The 17,840-nt window shown below is 55.8% G+C and carries 17 protein-coding genes and 1 pseudogene; 11 read left to right on the top strand and 7 right to left on the bottom strand.

Annotated features, from left to right (window positions below; genetic code table 11):
- Positions 1–212 precede the first annotated feature (212 nt).
- The 4 genes from EMQ_RS10205 to EMQ_RS10190 all read left to right on the top strand — a co-directional run bounded on the left by EMQ_RS10205 (position 213) and on the right by EMQ_RS10190 (position 4,148).
- A complete protein-coding gene (locus tag EMQ_RS10205; protein ID WP_010667751.1) occupies positions 213–1,577 on the top strand; it encodes a family 2B encapsulin nanocompartment shell protein in 1,365 nt (454 codons plus the stop codon).
- A complete protein-coding gene (locus EMQ_RS10200; RefSeq protein WP_010667752.1) occupies positions 1,564–3,144 on the top strand; it encodes a cysteine desulfurase in 1,581 nt (526 codons plus the stop codon). Before EMQ_RS10205 ends, EMQ_RS10200 begins: the two co-directional genes overlap by 14 nt.
- A gap of 164 nt (positions 3,145–3,308) precedes the next feature.
- A complete protein-coding gene (locus EMQ_RS10195; protein WP_018308052.1) occupies positions 3,309–3,725 on the top strand; it encodes a YeeE/YedE family protein in 417 nt (138 codons plus the stop codon).
- Positions 3,726–3,728: 3 nt separating this feature from the next.
- A complete protein-coding gene (locus EMQ_RS10190; RefSeq protein WP_010668851.1) occupies positions 3,729–4,148 on the top strand; it encodes a YeeE/YedE family protein in 420 nt (139 codons plus the stop codon).
- Between the two features lie 626 nt (positions 4,149–4,774).
- Here EMQ_RS10190 and EMQ_RS10185 read toward each other — a convergent pair.
- Both EMQ_RS10185 and EMQ_RS10180 read right to left on the bottom strand, forming a co-directional pair.
- Positions 4,775–5,173, bottom strand: a complete 399-nt coding sequence (locus EMQ_RS10185) for a nuclear transport factor 2 family protein (RefSeq protein WP_010667579.1) — start codon at positions 5,171–5,173, stop codon at positions 4,775–4,777.
- Positions 5,174–5,255: 82 nt separating this feature from the next.
- Positions 5,256–6,122 (bottom strand): SDR family oxidoreductase, encoded by an 867-nt coding sequence (locus EMQ_RS10180; RefSeq protein ID WP_010667580.1) that lies wholly within the window; start codon positions 6,120–6,122, stop codon positions 5,256–5,258.
- Between the two features lie 96 nt (positions 6,123–6,218).
- Here EMQ_RS10180 and EMQ_RS10175 point away from each other — a divergent pair, with 96 nt between their 5' ends.
- Positions 6,219–6,590, top strand: a complete 372-nt coding sequence (locus tag EMQ_RS10175) for a winged helix-turn-helix transcriptional regulator (protein WP_232091785.1) — start codon at positions 6,219–6,221, stop codon at positions 6,588–6,590.
- Positions 6,591–6,699: 109 nt separating this feature from the next.
- Positions 6,700–7,109 (top strand): annotated as a pseudogene (locus EMQ_RS10170) (IS5/IS1182 family transposase); the annotation flags it as partial.
- A gap of 117 nt (positions 7,110–7,226) precedes the next feature.
- Here the strand turns inward: EMQ_RS10170 and recA are convergent.
- Complete coding sequence (recA, locus tag EMQ_RS10165) at positions 7,227–8,252, bottom strand: recombinase RecA (RefSeq protein ID WP_026200093.1); 1,026 nt, start codon at positions 8,250–8,252, stop codon at positions 7,227–7,229.
- 491 nt (positions 8,253–8,743) lie between these two features.
- Here recA and queA point away from each other — a divergent pair, with 491 nt between their 5' ends.
- Genes queA through tgt form a run of 3 tightly spaced genes read left to right on the top strand, consistent with a single transcriptional unit; the run spans position 8,744 to position 11,165 of the window.
- Positions 8,744–9,802: a tRNA preQ1(34) S-adenosylmethionine ribosyltransferase-isomerase QueA gene (gene queA, locus EMQ_RS10160; protein ID WP_026200094.1), complete on the top strand. Its 1,059-nt coding sequence runs from the start codon at positions 8,744–8,746 to the stop codon at positions 9,800–9,802.
- Positions 9,799–10,005: a hypothetical protein gene (locus tag EMQ_RS10155; protein WP_018308055.1), complete on the top strand. Its 207-nt coding sequence runs from the start codon at positions 9,799–9,801 to the stop codon at positions 10,003–10,005. The genes queA and EMQ_RS10155 overlap by 4 nt, the downstream gene beginning before the upstream one ends.
- Complete coding sequence (tgt, locus tag EMQ_RS10150) at positions 10,002–11,165, top strand: tRNA guanosine(34) transglycosylase Tgt (RefSeq protein ID WP_018308056.1); 1,164 nt, start codon at positions 10,002–10,004, stop codon at positions 11,163–11,165. The genes EMQ_RS10155 and tgt overlap by 4 nt, the downstream gene beginning before the upstream one ends.
- A gap of 129 nt (positions 11,166–11,294) precedes the next feature.
- Here tgt and EMQ_RS10145 read toward each other — a convergent pair whose 3' ends face one another.
- On the bottom strand, positions 11,295–11,837 hold the full coding sequence (locus EMQ_RS10145; RefSeq protein ID WP_018308057.1) for a Dabb family protein: 543 nt from the start codon (positions 11,835–11,837) through the stop codon (positions 11,295–11,297).
- A gap of 212 nt (positions 11,838–12,049) precedes the next feature.
- Here EMQ_RS10145 and EMQ_RS10140 point away from each other — a divergent pair, with 212 nt between their 5' ends.
- A complete protein-coding gene (locus EMQ_RS10140; protein ID WP_010669135.1) occupies positions 12,050–12,979 on the top strand; it encodes a nucleoside hydrolase in 930 nt (309 codons plus the stop codon).
- 327 nt (positions 12,980–13,306) lie between these two features.
- Here EMQ_RS10140 and EMQ_RS10135 read toward each other — a convergent pair whose 3' ends face one another.
- Positions 13,307–14,428, bottom strand: coding sequence for a threonine aldolase family protein (locus EMQ_RS10135; protein WP_010669004.1), 1,122 nt, complete (start codon positions 14,426–14,428; stop codon positions 13,307–13,309).
- Between the two features lie 60 nt (positions 14,429–14,488).
- On the opposite strand from EMQ_RS10135, the gene folD reads away from it, so the two are divergent.
- Entirely contained in the window at positions 14,489–15,454 is a 966-nt protein-coding gene (gene folD / locus EMQ_RS10130) for a bifunctional methylenetetrahydrofolate dehydrogenase/methenyltetrahydrofolate cyclohydrolase FolD (RefSeq protein WP_010669003.1), read from the top strand.
- Between the two features lie 149 nt (positions 15,455–15,603).
- Here folD and EMQ_RS10125 read toward each other — a convergent pair whose 3' ends face one another.
- Both EMQ_RS10125 and EMQ_RS10120 read right to left on the bottom strand, forming a co-directional pair.
- Complete coding sequence (locus tag EMQ_RS10125; protein WP_018308059.1) at positions 15,604–16,872, bottom strand: AGE family epimerase/isomerase; 1,269 nt, start codon at positions 16,870–16,872, stop codon at positions 15,604–15,606.
- Positions 16,865–17,725: a glucose 1-dehydrogenase gene (locus tag EMQ_RS10120; protein WP_010668578.1), complete on the bottom strand. Its 861-nt coding sequence runs from the start codon at positions 17,723–17,725 to the stop codon at positions 16,865–16,867. The genes EMQ_RS10125 and EMQ_RS10120 overlap by 8 nt, the downstream gene beginning before the upstream one ends.
- Positions 17,726–17,840 lie beyond the last annotated feature (115 nt).

Genomic DNA, 17,840 nt, shown 5'->3' with positions numbered 1-17,840 from the left:
CTTCGGAACTTGTTTCCATCGGTGGCGCTAAACTGAAGAAAAAACGAGGAAAGCCAATGAGAGAAAAAACAGGTGAGCCATTGGAGACCGGTATTACATATCCGCGATGTCGAAATGTCTCCGTCCTGTCTTCCACATCCTGAAGTTTTCTCAACTCCCATTGAAAATTCAAAGATACTCCTCTTTTCGAGTTATCAGACAGAGAGAAAATTATGACCACTTCCCCTGCAGTTTCCTATAACGGACCTACAGCACTTGACCGCAATCTGTCCGCCCGTCAGCTCTCAACCGCGCATGTCACGCGTATCCAGAATCTCGCCCACACGCCTCGCTGGCTTCATCGTCTGCTGCCGTGGGTAAACGTTGGCGGCGGTGTTTTCCGTGTGAATCGTCGTCGCATTCTTGCGCCGCAGTTCAACGGATTCATCTTCTCGGGTGAGGGCAAGAAAACAACGCTGACACCTGAAGGTTTTTTTGCCGTACCGGCTCTGACTGACGTCGAACACAAGGATCTTGTCGATCTGGCAAGCGCTTTCGAAACGCATGTCGTGAAAGCGGGTGAGGAACTCCCCGGTAAAGCGATATTTCTGGTCGTAGCGTCAGGCGGCGTGGAAGAGCTGGTTCATGGTTCGGGCGGCAAGTCTGTGCGTCGTGCTCTGATAGGCGCGGGGCAGTATAGTCTGCTGACGAAGGAAGGAAAACTGAAGGCTCTGACTGATAGCGTGGTGCTGGTTCTTCCACGCACGGCGGAAAGCCGGTTTGCGTGGCTGGGCAAGAAATTATCCACGCCTCTGCGAGAGGTAAACGGACAGCGCATCAACACCTATGGCGAAGCCGCGATCGAGGCACTGGAAAGTGTGGATGGTGAACAGCGTCTTCCGACAGCTTTCGTGGACTATCAGCCTAATCCGCGTGAATATTACCTACACACGTTGCAGACGGTCCTGCGCACGCACACCCGCATCACTGATTTGTACAGCAACGAATTTGATCAGCTTCGTGAACAGGTGCGTATAGTCATTGACGTGATCCGTGAGCGTGAAGAATGGGAATTGCTCAACAATCCCGAATTCGGCCTGCTCAATGAAACCTCGCCAGCCCAGCGTGTTCCGACCCGCAGTGGTCCCCCAACGCCTGACGATCTGGACGAACTGATTTCGCGCGTGTGGAAACGTCCTGCTTTCTTCGTGGCGCATCCCCGTGCGATCGCCGCCTTTGGACGGGAAGCGACCCGACGGGGTGTGCCGCCCGCGACCATTACGCTTTTCGGATCACCGTTCCTGACCTGGCGTGGACTGCCGCTGGTACCATCGGACAAAATCCCTGTTTCCGACGCGGGCGAAACTTCCATTCTGCTGCTGCGTACCGGCGCGGAAGAACAGGGCGTGGTCGGCCTTCACAATACCGGCATTACCGGTGAAGTGGAGCCCGGTCTGTCCGTGCGCTACAGCGGCACAGACCAGTATTCGGTCGCGTCACATCTGATTACGCGTTATTTCTCGGCAGCCATCCTTGTCGAAGACGCAATTGCTCGCCTCGATAACGTGCTGGTCGGAAACTATCATGACTACACCTGATATCTTTGAGGGTGAGGAGGAGAGCGCGGTAAACGCCCTTGTCTCCCGTGCCTTTCGCGACGTATTGCGGGAAGAAAAATCCGTCCCTGAGACAAGTCCCACCGGATTTGCCACCGGAAATGACGCTTCTTCCTTCGAGCCTGTCTGGTCGCACGCTCCGGTTTCTCCTGAGACCCCGTCCAAACTGGAGGGGCGCCTGATTTCATCGTATGGCAGCGCTTCTCCTTACACGGGCGGGACCGAGTGGCTGACAGGCGCTTTCCGCGACCCAACGTCGGGCTATGGGGGGCGTCCCTATTTTCTTGAGCATCTTTCATCCGACGTGCCAGGTCGCTTCACAGCTGCTCTTTCACAAGGCTACGATCCGGTCAGCGCCCGACAGGATTTTCCTATCTTGAACCAGCGTGTGAACGGACACCAGCTGGTGTGGCTGGACAACGCAGCGACGACACAGAAGCCCTTGTCTGTCATCAATGCGATTTCATCCTTCTATGAAAGGGACAATTCCAATATTCATCGAGGGGCCCATACCCTTGCGGCCAGAGCCACCGATGCGTTCGAGGGAGCCCGTGAGAAACTGCGTCGCTTCATCGGAGCGAAGGAAGCCGCCGAGATCGTCTTTCTGCGGGGCACGACCGAAGCAATCAACCTCGTGGCCCAGAGCTACGGCGCAGCAAATATCGGGGCAGGCGATCGTATCGTTGTTTCTACCATCGAACATCATGCCAATATTGTGCCCTGGCAGCTGCTCGCCCGGAAAACCGGTGCGGAACTGAAGGCTGCGCCAGTCAATGACCGCGGCGAAATCATTTTGGAGGATTTTGAAAAACTTCTTACATCCAGAACAAAGATCGTTTCCGTGACACACGTCGCCAATGCCCTTGGCACGATCAATCCTGTGGAAGAGATCATCGCTCTGGCCCATGCGAGGGGAATCCTCGTGCTGGTCGATGCAGCGCAGTCATCGCCCCATCTGCCGATTGATGTGACAGCTCTGGATGCGGACTTTCTGGTTCTGTCGGGTCACAAGATTTACGGTCCGACCGGCATTGGCATTCTCTATGGCAAGCGGGCGCTACTCGACGCGATGCCGCCCTGGCAAGGGGGAGGGCACATGATCCGTGATGTAACGTTCGAACATACTGAATTTCAGGGGCTTCCAGAAAAATTTGAGGCAGGAACACCTGATATCTCAGGAGCTGTTGGTCTGGGCGCCGCAGTGGACTATCTCCAGTCCTTGGGGCTCTCCGCCATTGCCGCGCATGAACACGCACTGTTGGAATACGTGACCCCCCAGCTTGCTGAAATCCGGGGCCTCAGGATCATAGGGCAGGCAGCGCGCAAGGCGAGTGTCGTGTCTTTCGTGATCGACGGACACACGGCTGGAGACGTGGCGCGACATCTCGACCGGCAAGGCATCGCAGCCCGTTCGGGACATCATTGCGCCCAGCCGTCACTACGACGGTTTGGAGTGGAGGAAACGGTCAGGGCGTCTTTCGGTCTCTACAACACATTTGAGGATGTAGATGTGCTTGTAAGGGCGTTGCATCAGTTACCTCGTTCCTGACAGAAAACGAGTTATTGTTCTTATTTAATCATAACCGGATTGCCGGAACCCGGTGAATATCAACAAGCTGGTTTCCGGTCATTATAAGGCAGTTTCAAAATATATCCCTTTCAGGTTGCATGGAAAAGAGTCTCATCAAGATGCTCTTGGTAAGAAGGAAAATTATGACCAGCTCCTATCTCCAGAGTTTTTTGGGCGGCATACTTATTGGCCTCGGAGCATCGGCTTTGCTGTTGCTCAACGGACGGATCGCCGGGGTGAGTGGCATTCTGGCTGGTTTTCTCGTCGGACACAGGCGCGTCGCGTGCGGAGCCTTTCTGGCCGGTCTCATCGTCGCGCCTCTGGTTTACACTCTTCTGACCGACCACTGGCCGAAAATGCATTTTCAGGTTCCATGGTTCGTTTTTTTTCCTGCCGGCATACTCGCCGGATATGGAGCACGTCTGGGAGGCGGTTGCACCAGCGGACATGGTATTCTGGGGCTTGGCCGCCTTTCGCCCCGCTCTTTCGTGGCCGTTCCGGTCTTTCTGCTTTCCGGCATGATAACCGTAGCGATTTTACGACTGACGCTTTGGAAATAGATCATGATTTTTTATCTGGCTGCCACTTTTGCAAGCGCGCTCCTGTTCGGCCTGGGACTTTGCTTCAGCGGCATGCTTGATCCCCAACGCGTGCAGGGATTTCTGGACGTCACGGGCCAATGGGATCCTTCGTTGTGTTTTGTCCTGATGGGTGCGACAGGTCTTGCCGCACTGGCGGTTCTTCTTCAAAGAAAAATGAAAAAACCTGTTCTGGACGTCAGCTTTCATATGCCAACCGCCAGACATATCGACAGGAATCTTGTTATTGGCAGCGCTCTGTTCGGGGTTGGTTGGGGGCTTTCCGGGATTTGTCCGGCTCCCGCCCTTACCGCGATCATACCCGGTCACGTCTCAAGCTATCTGTTTCTGTTTGGTTTGATTGTTGGCATCAGCGTATATGAGATCAGGGCGCGTCGTCAGTAAGCTGGCAAATCAGCATCATGTTTTACCCTATCTCTCCATACTGCCAGTAATGGTCTGCAGAGAGGTCCGACGATCCCTGTCCCTTCATGGTCAGAAAAGGCAGGGAGCCACTCTTTCGGGATAAGGTAAATATATATCGGCGCGGCAGAGACCTCTTGGCTCAGGACCGGTGAATTCATTGAACGGAGAACTGAGCGTATTGTTGTGATTCACAGACTTACCGATGGAGGTGAGGCTGTGAGTGACGGGTTTTTTCTGTCTGGGCGCCAGATGGAACGGATCAGGCAGTCTTTCTCAGGACGGGACATCACGGCCTGCATCCCGCCTACAGGAACATAAGTGGAAAATTCCAATTCAAAGTGGCCGTGTTTTCGGAGAACACGTCACTCCTGACTGCCATTTTTGTCGCATACAGCGCCCGTATTTCACAGGACAAGTCCAAGAGCCCAATAGGAGGTTGATTGTCCTGTCGCAACGTGGACACGGCAGCCGTAGGATGATGCTTACTTGATCAGTTGCGTATAGCCGCAAAAACGTAATTGTTCGTCCACGAAGCTGCGATCAGGCAACAAGAGATCCTTCTATCTCTCTTGAAATTTACTGACAAAGTAGAGCTATGTACGTTGTTATTTGACAATTATGTAAGACGCGGGATCCGCTGAAGTGGCGAACTCCTCCATCTTGCTGATCAAACCATTGGTGACTGTGTAGACCTGAACCCATTTGTTAGTGAGCTTGCCATCGATTCCGTCCATAGTATAACTTTCCTCACCGAGTACAACGACCTTGTCGCCCTGCTCGATAAAAGCCAGCGGACGGAAATAATCTATCTTCATGGTGTTGAAGCTGGTCTGGAAAAATTGCTCCGCACCATGTTTGCCTTCAAACCGTACGGACGGCATCTTCTGTGTACCATGATGGATCCAGAGTGTGTCTGTCGAAACGGTGACAAGTGCGGCGGCAAGGTCTTTGGCTTCGAAAGCGGCAAACATGCTCTCTACGACAGCACGGGGAGAAGTGTTCATGACAACCTCTTCTTTTCTATTGCGGAGGGCAGGGGGACATCCCAAGCCCAAAAATTGCTAACTTCGTCCACTCTTGGTGGTGTTAATGAGCGATACTGAACACCTCGTTCAACATCTTCTCACCTGATGCTGGAGGGCGTCCGAGAAGTGTTTCAAGATCCCGCGACCGGAGATCATATTGCCCGGACTTGATGTCTCGTAGCGTGTTTAGCGTAAGCCAGATTGGAAAATCAGGCATTCCAGCCGCCTGTAAGGCGTCACTGAATTGTTGTTCTGAAATATTTCGATATTCCAGCTGTCTTCCAGTCAATCGTGACAATATCTGTACAAGATCGTCATAACTCAGATTGTCATTGCCGGTGATATTGTAAGTCTTCCCAGTGTGACCATCATTTAGCAGCAGGTTCGCTGTTGCTTCACCCATTTCAGAGCGTAGAGCGTAAGGCACCCGCCCTGTCCCGCCCGGCACCGAGATTCCACTGCTTACCGCATCCCGACCTACAATTTCGGGAATGGCTTCCGCATACATGGTGTTGCGCAGGAAGGTCCATTCCATACCCGAAGCCCGGATATGGTCCTCTGTCTCAAAATGGCTCTTCATCAGCTCACGGACTGCTGATGTGTCGATATTTTTGATTGCATGCCCAGTATAGACGATATGCTTGACGCCCGCGGCATGAGCGGCATCGACCACTGCCTTCTGTTGGGGGCCACGATTCTGCGACATGGTGGAAATGAAAAGAAAACGTTCTATTCCGTCTAAAGCGGCAGACAAGCTGTCAGGGTAGTCGTAATCCGCCAGACGGACCTCGATCCCTTGGTTGAAATATTCCTTGGCTTTCTCCGCATTGCGAGCAAGGACGGCAAAATTACCTTTTGCTCCCTGTTTCGCTAATTGGGCCACAACAGCGCTACCCAGTTGGCCAGTCGAACCACCAATCAGTATCATCACAACCCCCGATCACATTGCGAGTACTTAAAGGGATTGAAGCGCTAAAGCACTATCAACCTGTATAGTTCAGACTCCAGTTCGGCAGAGGGCAAAATGAAACATCAAATGGAAATTGAGCCGGAAAATCACGACCTGTGCAAAAAGGCCTTCGTTCTGGCGATCCGTGATGCCCTGGCAGTTGTCAGCGGCAAGTGGAAGTTGGCGATTGTCTGCACGTTGTTGAGCGGACCCAAGGGCTTCGCGGATATTGAACGGCTTTTAGCGACCATTTCGCCTCGCATGCTCTCTCGCGAATTGCGCGAGCTGGAGGTTAATGGCACCATCACACGGCACAAATCAGAGCCAGACGGCAAAAACCGTAAATATGCATTAACATCATCAGGGAAAAAGCTGGAAAAAGTGGTATTCATACTGGCCGCATGGGGAGCGGAACACCGCGCAGAATCCGCCAACACTCATCAATGAGATATTAGATACGACCCAGATTGCATCGTCAGTGAGCACACGGTTGAAAGACGCTTGTACTTCCATTTGATCTGTGACGTTTTCTCCCTGTCTTCAGGGAGCGATGGGAATACGCCGGTATGGACTGAGCGACAGCCAGTGCGAGCGGATAAAGGACTTTCTCCCTGGTCGTGAAGATCATGTCGGAGGAACAGCATCGGACAGCCGTCTGTTTGTAGAGGCTGTGCTGTATCACCCCATCGCGCTGGCATTCCCTGACGCGGCTGCCTGCCTGTTCGGTGACTGGAAGAGCATCCATCCACCGGCGGTTACGCCACTGGTGCGTAAACGGTGTCATCGGGCAGGTTTTCCGGCATCTGATCGCCGATCATGACAATGAATACATGATGCTCGACAGCACGAGTGCCCGTAAAAAAAGGACGCGAACTGACCACGACGATCAACGTCACCGTCGATGCCACAGGAAAGGCTGTGGCTCTTTCCCTTACTCCCGGGCAGAGAGAGCCGCTTCTGGATGCTCAGGCTTAACTGACGACACGCCCTGATGCTTTTTTGCCAACCAGTCGCATCAGGCTGTAAAAAATATTCCTGATGTCAAAATATTCTTCTGACATCAGGGAGAAACCTTTCGCAAGATTAGTGCTCTTCGCCCTCGTCCGGGCCGTCCATCATGGCTTCGGCAACCACACCGGCCTGCTCGCGAATACGATGCTCGATGGCATGAGCCATCTCCGGATGCTCGCGCAGGAAGTTCTTGGCGTTTTCACGGCCCTGACCAACCCGCTGGCTGTCATAGGAGAACCACGCTCCCGACTTTTCGACCACGCCGGCCTTCACGCCAAGATCGATCAGCTCGCCCATCTTGCTGATGCCTTCGCCATACATGATGTCGAATTCCACCTGCCGGAACGGAGGAGCCATCTTGTTCTTGACCACTTTCACGCGGGTCTGGTTACCGACAACCTCATCCTTGTCCTTGATGGACCCGATCCGACGGATATCCAGACGCACGGAGGCGTAGAACTTCAGGGCGTTACCGCCTGTCGTCGTCTCCGGATTGCCGAACATCACGCCGATCTTCAGACGGATCTGGTTCAGGAACACCAGCAGCGTGTTGGAACGTGAGACCGTGCCAGTCAGCTTACGCAGCGCCTGACTCATCAGACGGGCATGAAGACCGACATGGCTGTCGCCCATATCGCCTTCCAGTTCTGCGCGCGGAACAAGGGCCGCGACACTGTCCACCACCAGCACGTCAACAGCGCCGGAACGGACGAGTGTGTCCGCGATTTCCAGCGCCTGTTCACCGGCATCCGGCTGACTGATCAGCAGATTGTCCACATCAACGCCCAGCTTGCGGGCGTAGCCAGGATCAAGCGCGTGCTCGGCGTCAATAAAGGCGCAGGTGCCGCCCTTTTTCTGGGCTTCGGCAATGATGTGCAGCGCCAGCGTCGTCTTGCCCGAGCTTTCCGGCCCATAAATCTCGACAATACGACCGCGCGGCATGCCGCCGATGCCAAGCGCGATATCAAGACCGAGCGACCCGGTTGAGATCGCATCGGCTTCTTCTTTCGGACGCTGTCCGAGGCGCATGATCGACCCTTTGCCGAAAGCACGCTCAATCTGGCTCAGCGCCCCTTCAAGGGCCTTCGTCTTGTCCATGTCCATTCCTCGAAACCCGTTTCCACCTGTTGTTCCGCCCATGAGAGCGAACAATGATGGTTCGTCAGGTGTAAAAACCGCACTGATTGACGAGTCTGTCACAAGCCTGACCCTTCCCGCAATGTGCGGCATGGGGAATTATCCCTGTTCCGCATATGTTCCGTAATCTGTTCTTATCAAGGCGTCCCTGCGAGAAAATCGTAGTGATCTGGCAAAAACGTCTTGTTAAGGATTTGTTCGCGTTTGTTCCTATTTGGAACAAAATAAGAACAAGCACAAGAGGAATCTTGGATTCGAAGCTTTCCAGATGGCTAGTTGAAGTCTGTGCGATCAAAATTGAAATGTGATTGTTTCTCAGAAATTACTGGAAGAGCTCGTGACTGCGCTCCAATGCACGTACTCCACTTCCTGAACATTCTGGGACGATGAACAGCATCATTTTTCTCATGATGACTGGCACAGAACCGCCAAATTCCGTAAACGCTGGCCCTATGGACGACCGTACCGCCGATTTCGATTTTCATCTTCCCGAGAGTTCGATTGCGCAGCATCCTGCGCGACCGCGTGAGAGCGCCCGCCTGCTGGATGTGCCTGCCGATCCTAAGGCACCGTTTATCGACCGGCATGTGACCGATCTGCCGGGCCTGTTGCGGGCAGGCGATCTGTTGGTGGCGAACGACACAGCGGTCATCCCGGCGCAGCTTCATGCCCGCCGTGGTGAAGCAAAAATCGGCGTTACGCTTGATCAGCATCAGGCAGATGGCACGTGGAGCGCACTGATCCGCAACGCCAAGCGCCTCAAGCTCGGTGACACGCTGACCTTTCCCGGCACGGACGATACGGCGGAGGTGGCCACGCTCGACGGGCAGGGCGGTGCCACACTGCGTTTCAGTGCGGAAGGCGACGCATTCGATGCATTCCTTCAAACCGCCGGGGCGCTGGCGCTGCCTCCCTATATCGCCCGCCCGCAAGGCCCCACTGCCGAGGACCAGAGCGATTACCGCACCATTTTCGCCGAGCATCGTGGCGCGGTCGCGGCTCCTACGGCCGGATTGCATTTCACGCCCGACTTATTGCGTCGTATCGACGAGGCTGGTGTTGGACGTGAGACGCTGACTCTGCACGTGGGTGCAGGCACGTTTCTGCCAGTGCGTGCCGAGACATTGTCCGGCCATCACATGCATGCCGAGCGCGGCATCATCACGCAGAAAACAGCGGACCGGATCAACGCTGTGAAGGAACAGGGCGGTCGGATCGTTGCGGTCGGGACGACCACTTTGCGGCTGCTGGAAAGCTCGGTAACGGAAGACGGGCGCGTGATGCCATTCGATGGCGATACCTCGATTTTCATTCATCCCGGCTTCAAGTTCCGCGCGGTCGATATGCTGATGACCAACTTCCATTTGCCGCGCTCGACACTGTTCATGCTGGTTTGCGCTTTTGCAGGCACGGAGCGGATGAAGGCGGCGTATGAGCACGCGGTCCGCGACGGCTACCGTTTCTATTCTTACGGTGATGCCTGTCTGCTTAGGCGTGCAGAAGTATCATGATTCAGCAAGATGTTTCCAAAGGCACCGCCTTTGGCTGGTTAAAGGCAGAGACCTTTCCCTATCGGGGCTTTGCCCCGCACCCCACCAAAGGCTCGCCTTTGGAAACCATTTTTAGCAAAACGAGGTGCAGGAAGCCGGGCTTCCTGCCGGGGTATGGGGCAGCGCTCCATATCTCTTTCACAGCAAAAGGCTTTTCCTCATGAGCAGCACTTTCCGCTGGATCTGCGAGTCCACTGACGGACTGGCCCGTGCCGGCACGCTGCACACGGCGCACGGCCCGGTCCAGACACCGACCTTCATGCCCGTCGGCACGGCTGGCACGGTGAAGGCCATGACCATGGACGCCGTACGCTCGACAGGGGCAGGGATCGTGCTGGGCAACACCTATCACCTGATGCTGCGCCCCGGTGCGGAGCGGGTGAAACAACTCGGTGGGCTGCACAAATTCATGGACTGGTCCGGCCCGATCCTGACGGATTCCGGCGGGTTTCAGGTCATGTCGCTTGGCGCACTGCGCAAGCTCGATCAGGACGGCGTGACGTTCCAGTCGCATATCGACGGCTCGAAACATCGCCTTGACCCGCAACGCTCGACCGACATCCAGCACGCTCTCGATGCGACCATCACCATGTGCTTCGACGAGTGTCCGGCTCTTCCCGCAGCACCGGAGGCCATCGCCGCTTCCATGCGGATGTCGATGCGCTGGGCAGCCCGTTCGCGTGAGGCGTTCATCCAGCGGGAAGGTTACGGCCAGTTCGGCATTGTGCAGGGTGGCACGGAGCCGGAACTGCGCGCCGAGAGCGTGAAGGCGCTGACGGATATTGGCTTTGAGGGTTACGCCATCGGCGGCCTTGCGGTGGGCGAGGGGCAGGAACTGATGTTCTCCACGCTCGACGTGACAACGCCGCTCATGCCGAATGACAAGCCACGTTATCTGATGGGTGTCGGCACACCGGATGACCTGCTGGGCAGCGTGATGCGTGGCGTGGACATGTTCGACTGCGTGATGCCCACCCGTGCCGGGCGGACTGCTCGCGCTTATACAGAGCGCGGTCACATCAATCTGCGTAACGCACGTTTTGCGCTTGATGCCCGACCGCTGTCACCGCACTGCGACTGCCTCGCCTGCACGCGCCATTCCCGCGCCTACCTGCATCATCTGTTCCGTGCTGACGAAATTCTCGGACCGATGCTGCTGACATGGCACAACCTTGCCTACTATCAGCGGCTGATGCGCGGCATCCGTGCGGCGATTGTAGACGGCACGCTGTCGGCTCACGCTGAGCATCTGCGGGCTGAATGGCAGGCGGGAGACTGGAGCGAGGATGAAGTGCCGCAGCCACTCATTCCGCCTGTCGCCTGAATCTGAAGCTCACAATTCGTCTGGGCGTGGCGTGAGCATAACAACAGATAAAAGTTTTTGGGCATCGCCTTTTTTCAAAAAGGCGATGTTCTCAGAAGCTTTTTGGAAAAAGCTTCATCAGTAATTTCTTTATGGCTGACTGGTGACCGTGACCGGAAAGTCGAACACCACGACTTTTTCCAGATAAGGTCCGGCAAAGGCTTTGAACGCGTCATGCGCCGGGTCGAAATATCTGCTGTCCGTCACGACGGGGCGTCCGACATAGAAATTCCGGTCGCCTTCCGAGCGGAAAGTCACCAGATAGCCTTCCTGAAGGCCAAGATCGACATTTTCACCGCTATTCTGTGGGCCTGCTTCAATAGAAACCACCACAGGCTTTCCGTCTGGACGATGAGACTGACTGGCGAGAGCGAGAAATCTTTTTGTGACCTCATTTCGCAAGGTTGCAGTCACTTCCGGACGAAAACGAAACATCACCATATGACGGACAATGCCCGGATGAAAATCGGGAGCGGTGAAGCGCTCGGCCCCAACTTTCGCCAGAACCGATTGGGTGTAGAGCGCTGCTTCGTCAAGTGTTGGCGCTGGAGCAGCCTGCGCCGGGTTCCCTGCAAAGACCCAGAGGGAACCGGTGATGAAAGACAGGGAGAGGAAACGTGAGAATGTAATCATGATTTCTGTGTTCTACAGCATGTTGTGTCTGAAAGGTTTTATTTGTTCCTTTCATGTGACTGTAAGGAAGAAGGACAACTCTTCGTTTCACAGGGAAAGCCTCTGGCTGTCTGCTGAAGGGATCACTTGCAGAAACCAGACTTTGTTTGCTCTGTTACCGGAGTGATCGCGCGTTGCCGGGGTCGGAACAAGGCATACGAGGAGAACAGGCGTTGAAAATCATCATCGACACAGATCCGGGACAGGATGACGCCCTGACAATTCTCCTCGCCCTCGCCAGTCCCGAGATCGAGTTGCTTGGCGTCACCACGGTCTCGGGAAATGTCGATGTTGATCAGGCGACAATCAACGCTCTGAAGACAATGGAACTCGGCGGTCGACCTGATATTCCGGTGTGTCGTGGAGCAGAACGGCCGCTCCTGCGTGCGCCCGTCAACGCCACGCATGTGCATGGCCGGACGGGTTTTGAAGGAGCGGACCTTCCTGACCCGGTGACGATGGCTTCTTCCGAGCATGCAGTCGATTTCCTCATTCGCTCCGTCATGGAAAACCCGGTCGGGGCGATCACGATCTGCGCGATCGGTCCCATGACCAATCTTGCGCTTGCCCTGTCACGCGAGCCCGCGTTGCGGACGCGGATCGGACGGATTGTCACGATGTCGGGTGCCTTTTCGGAGGTCGGCAATATTACGCCCAGCGCAGAATTCAATATTTATGTCGATCCCCATGCCGCCGCCATTGTGCTGGAATCCGGTATTCCCATTACCATGCTGCCGCTGGATGTGACGCATACTCTGCACACGAGCGCGGCTCGTATGGCGCGTCTTGCGGCCATTCCCAATCGTGTTGGTCCGGTCGTTGCCGACTGGCTAAGGTTCGAGAAACGTTTTGAGGCCAACAAATACGGTACGGATGGTGGGCCGCTGCATGATCCGAATACTGTGCTCTGGCTTCTGAAGCCGGATCTTTATCGTGGACGGCAGGTCAATGTGCGGGTGGAGACTGGCAGCGAGCTGACAATGGGCATGACGGTCGTAGACTGGTGGGGGATCAGCAATTTACCGAAAAACGTGCTGTTTCTCAGGACGTGTGATGTTGATGCTGCTTATGATCTCATAGCGGAGCGTCTGGCTCGTTTCTGAAGTCTCCTGTAAATTACAAGAGGATTTTTTTGGTGAAGTTTTTTTAAGCCTAAAAGAACACCGTCTTTTTGGAAAAAAAGGCGGCACCCAAAAATTTTTATTGTTTTTATTGCTGATTTAGCGTGCAGGGTTCTGGTTTAAGCAGGTAAGCATCTATTAAAAAACGTGGATTGATAAAATTTCTCTGCTCAAGGCTTTTAAAACAGGAACCTGAGCGGGTTCTCCCCTTCACCCCAGTTTATTTTAACAAATCGGGTTCAAAGGGACTGCCTCCCTTTGTGGGGTTCGGGGCAAAGCCCTGAAAAACAGCGAAGCCCTTCAAATTTCCTACTCTATCGACGCCAATGCTTCAAGCAGCGCATCAATATCAGCGGGCTGCGTGTCGTAAGACATGACAAAGCGGACCAGCGTGCCTTCCACACCTGGAGGCGCAGTCCTGCGAAGGAAGATATAGCCGGCCGCCTCAAGCCCCTGCACCAGAAGTTCAGGCATGATGGCGAAGACCTCGTTCGCCTGCGTGTCGAACGGCAGAGTCGCACCCGGATGACGCAGCAGACCGCGCGCCAGACGCCCGGCCATTTCGTTGGCCTGCCGGGCGTTGTGCAGCCACAGATCATTCTCCAGCCACGCCAGAATCTGTGCGCTGATGAAGCGCTGCTTGGACCAGAGATGACCGGCGCGCTTGATGCGGCGCTCCATGTCTTCAGCCAGCGTTGTATTGAAGATCACCACCATCTCGGCGGCAAGGGCACCACTTTTGGTCGCGCCGAGCGAGAGAATATCGACCCCTGCGCGCCAAGTCGCATCCGCTGGCGCGCAACCCAGATGCGCCAGAGCATTGCCGAAACGGGCACCATCCATATGCACGCCCATACCCGCGTCATGAGCAAGCGACGTCAACTCGACAAGCTGCTCGATCGTATAGACGGTCCCCCACTCCGTGGCCTGTGAGAGGGAGAGGGAGAGGGCCGTCGGGCGGCTCAGTCGTCGGCCACCGGCCTGAAGATCGGCGATGGTGCGGGACAGGAGTCCCGTGTGCATTCGTCCTTCAGCCGACGGAATCGGGCATAGCTTGGCCCCGCTGGTGAAGAATTCCGGCGCACCGCATTCCCTGCGAAAGATATGGGAGCTCTCATCGCACAGGATCGCGCCCCAGGGCGGTGTCAGGGCCGCGAGAGCGAGGCCGTTGGCTGCCGTGCCTGTTGCGACAGGGAAAACCCGGGCTTCGGCTTCAAAGACTTCGGAGACGCTGGCTTCGAGGCGGGCGGTCCAGGCGTCATCGCCATGAGCAGGCGCATCGCCTGTATTCGCAGCCGCGATGGCGGCCAGAATCTCAGGACAGACCGGTCCCACATTGTCGCTCATGAAGTTCGTGCGTATACGCTGCGATCCAGTGTCGTCATCCGGTAACGTGTCACTGAGCGGCGGTGTCTGAGCGGCCTGTTCCATGTCGCCTCCTGCCTTTTGATACGACCTGCCCATTCTAGCACCCATGGAAGGCCAAGCCCAATGTCCGAAAAGACAGCGTCAGAAACAGCCAGCGGTTCCCCGGAAAACGTCGGAGCAGGCGCCAGACTGATCGACGGCAAGGCTTTCGCGAAAAACCTGCGCCAGCGGACGGCGGAGGAGGTTCGGGCCTTTCACGAGAAGCATGGTGTGACACCGGGTCTGGCTGTGGTGCTGGTCGGCAATGATCCCGCGAGCGAAGTCTATGTGCGAAACAAGGCGCTGGAGACGCATCGCGTGGGCATGCGTTCCTTCATGCACATGTTGCCCGAGACGACATCGGAAGCATCTCTGCTGCATCTGATCGAGCGTCTGAATGAGGATCCGGAAATTCACGGCATCCTCGTGCAGTTGCCGCTGCCGAAGCATATCGACCCCTTCCGCGTCACGAACGCCATTGCGCCGAACAAGGACGTCGATGGCCTCGGGGAGGTCAATGCGGGTCGTCTGATGACCGGTTTGCCGGGGATTATTCCGTGCACGCCGCTCGGCTGCCTGATGCTGTTGAAATCCGAGTTGGGTGATCTGCGTGGACTGAACGCAACCGTCATCGGTGCGTCCAATCTGGTCGGCAAGCCGATGGCGCTGCTGCTGCTCAATGAGGGCTGCACGGTTTCCATCTGCCACATTGACACGGTTGATCCTGCGGCGATGTCCCGCACGGCGGATATTCTGGTTGTCGCGACAGGTAAAAGAGGGCTGGTGAAGAAGGGTTGGGTGAAGCCCGGCGCGACCGTTATCGATGTCGGGATCACCCGCATCCCCACGGAAGGCGGCAAGACCAGACTGGTCGGCGATGTAGACTTTGACGAGGTTGCGCCGATTGCCGGGCGCATCACGCCGGTTCCGGGTGGCGTGGGACCGATGACCATCGCCTGCCTGCTGCGGAATACGTTGAAGGCCGCCCGCATGAGTGTTGGTGACAAGGCGTGCAAGGAAAGCGGCGACAAGAACTGGCTGCCTTACTGAAGAGTATAAACTGGGCTCTGCCCTGCATCCGGAAGGGATCACAGATCCCTTCATCCCTATTTATTTTAAAAAAATGGGATCAAAGGGACTGTGTCCCTTTGTGGGGTACGGGGCAAAGCCCCTAAACGATCGCATCAACAAAGAGACACTCAGCCATCCAGTTCCGAAATGGCCGTTGCGAAACTGGGTGACAGCGGCAGAAGCGGATTCAATGTCGCCTGCCAGGCATGATAGAGATCGGCCTTGCCGGGATACACGACTTCAGACGGATGATTGTCTGCATCCAGCTCCTGAATCCAGCCTCCCAGTTTCCGATCGATCATGTGCAGATCAATGAAATCCCATATTTTCTGGTACCACGTCTCATAGGGGGCATGACCCGTTCGTTTCAGCAGGGCGGCTGCCGCCGTGAGCGCTTCAGCCTGACACCAGTGCGGCTTGTTCTGCACGACCGGCTCAAGCTGGAAATCAACAGTATAGAGCAGCCCGCCTGTCCCGCTGCGTGACCAACCGGCTTTCATGCCGGCGTTGAACAGGCCGATTGCATCGGTCAGCAGCCAGTAAGGCGCGTGTCCATCCTGACGCAACAGGGCAGCTTCCAGCTTGAGCAGAAGGTGAGACCACTCCACAAAATGTCCCGGCGTCATGCCGAAAGGACGCAGGTCATCCGTTGGTTTGTCGCGGTTAAAGTCATCAAGGCGTTTCCAGTTACGGTCGAAATGTTCCGGAACTGCATAGCCGTTTTCACGTGCGAAATGATGGATGAATCGCTCGGCGCTCCGGAGAGCGCGGATTCGCCAGACAGGGGCGTCGAGCACATCGGCCAGCGCCATGCAGGCTTCCACCGAGTGCATGTTGGAGTTTGCGCCGCGGTAGTTTTCTTCATCTGACCAGTCGGCGGCGAAGCTTTCCCGAAAAACACCCTCTTCCTCACTCCAGAAATGGGTTTCCCAGATATGCGGAGCATCCTTGAGAAGCGCGCTGGCGCCAGCCACACCAGCGACATGCGCCGAGGACGCCGCCAGCGCGATAAAGGCGTGAAGATAGTTTTCTTTCCGTTTCTCCTGAGCAGTCTTCAGGATTTCCGGAGGGGCGGTGAACCAGCCGCCGTGAAGCTTGTCCTTCAGTCCGTCGCGGAGAGCTGCGACGCCGTGCTCGGCCAGAGGCAGGCATCCCGGCACGCCCCGCATGGCGGCAATCGCATAGGAATGTGTCATCCGGGCCGTGAGAATGGTGTCCGCCTGAGCATCGGGACTGAGATTTCCTTTCGCATCGAGCGGGCCGAAACCGAGTTTGATGTGGGAGGGTTTTGAAAAATCGAGGAGCCGCAATCCTTGATGATCCAGCCAGCGGCGATGCACGGAGCGACGGAGCCAGCTTGACGTGGGCACCATCAGGGATGGCAGCATCTCAACCATTGATGATCATGCCCCCGTTGACGTGGAGCGTCTGGCCGGTGACGTAAGAGGAATCTTCCGAGGCCAGATAGACATAGGCAGGCCCCATTTCGCTTGGCTCGCCAATACGTCCCATCGGTGTGCTCTTGCCCATATCGGCGACAGCCTGCGGATCGACAGGCCCCCAACTTGCAGGTTGTAATGGCGTCCAGATTGGACCCGGCGCTACGGCGTTCACGCGGATTTTCTTTTCGGCGAGTTGAAGGGCCAGCGCTCTTGTGAAGCCCATTTCCGCAGCCTTGGTGGTGGTGTAGGCCACCAGAGACTTATTGCCGGCAAAGGCATTGATCGAAGATGTGGAGATAATCGACGCGCCTGCTTTCAGGTGCTTCAGGGCGGCGCGGGTCATATAGAAATAACCGTTGATGTTGACATCCATGTGCCGCTGCCAGACCTCATCGGTAATGTCGGTCAGGTCATTGCTGACATACTGCACGCCCGCATTGTTGACGAGGACATCAAGACCACCCAGTTGGGAAACGGTTTTCTCGACGGCTTCATTACAGAATGTGCTGGAGGAGACATCGCCGGGGATAAGAACGACCTTGCGTCCTTCTGCCTCGATCAGCCGAGCCGTTTCCTTGGCGTCTTCATGTTCTTCCAGATAAACAATGGCAACATCAGCGCCTTCACGCGCAAAATGCAGCGCCGCCGCTCGTCCGATGCCGCTGTCACCGCCCGTTATAAGCGCCTTTTTGCCGTTCAGTTTCCCGCTGCCCTTGTAATCAGGACGGATATGGATGGCTAAAGGCTTCATTTTGCCTTCAACGCCGGGTTGATGATCCTGACTTTGGGGAGGGATGGTTATCGCCATGAAATTCTCCAGTGAAATGTTACGTGGTCATGAGGAGAACGGGCGTTCGCGGGAATGGTTGCGATAAACCTCTCTCGCATTGTTGTGAGTGGTATATGCAAAAAATGATTTGATG

The sequence above is a fragment of the Acetobacter aceti NBRC 14818 genome, from assembly GCF_000193495.2.
Classification (GTDB): Bacteria; Pseudomonadota; Alphaproteobacteria; order Acetobacterales; family Acetobacteraceae; genus Acetobacter; species Acetobacter aceti.
The sequence above is the reverse complement of the archived record's forward strand: the minus strand, read 5'-3'. Positions and strand labels throughout refer to the sequence as shown.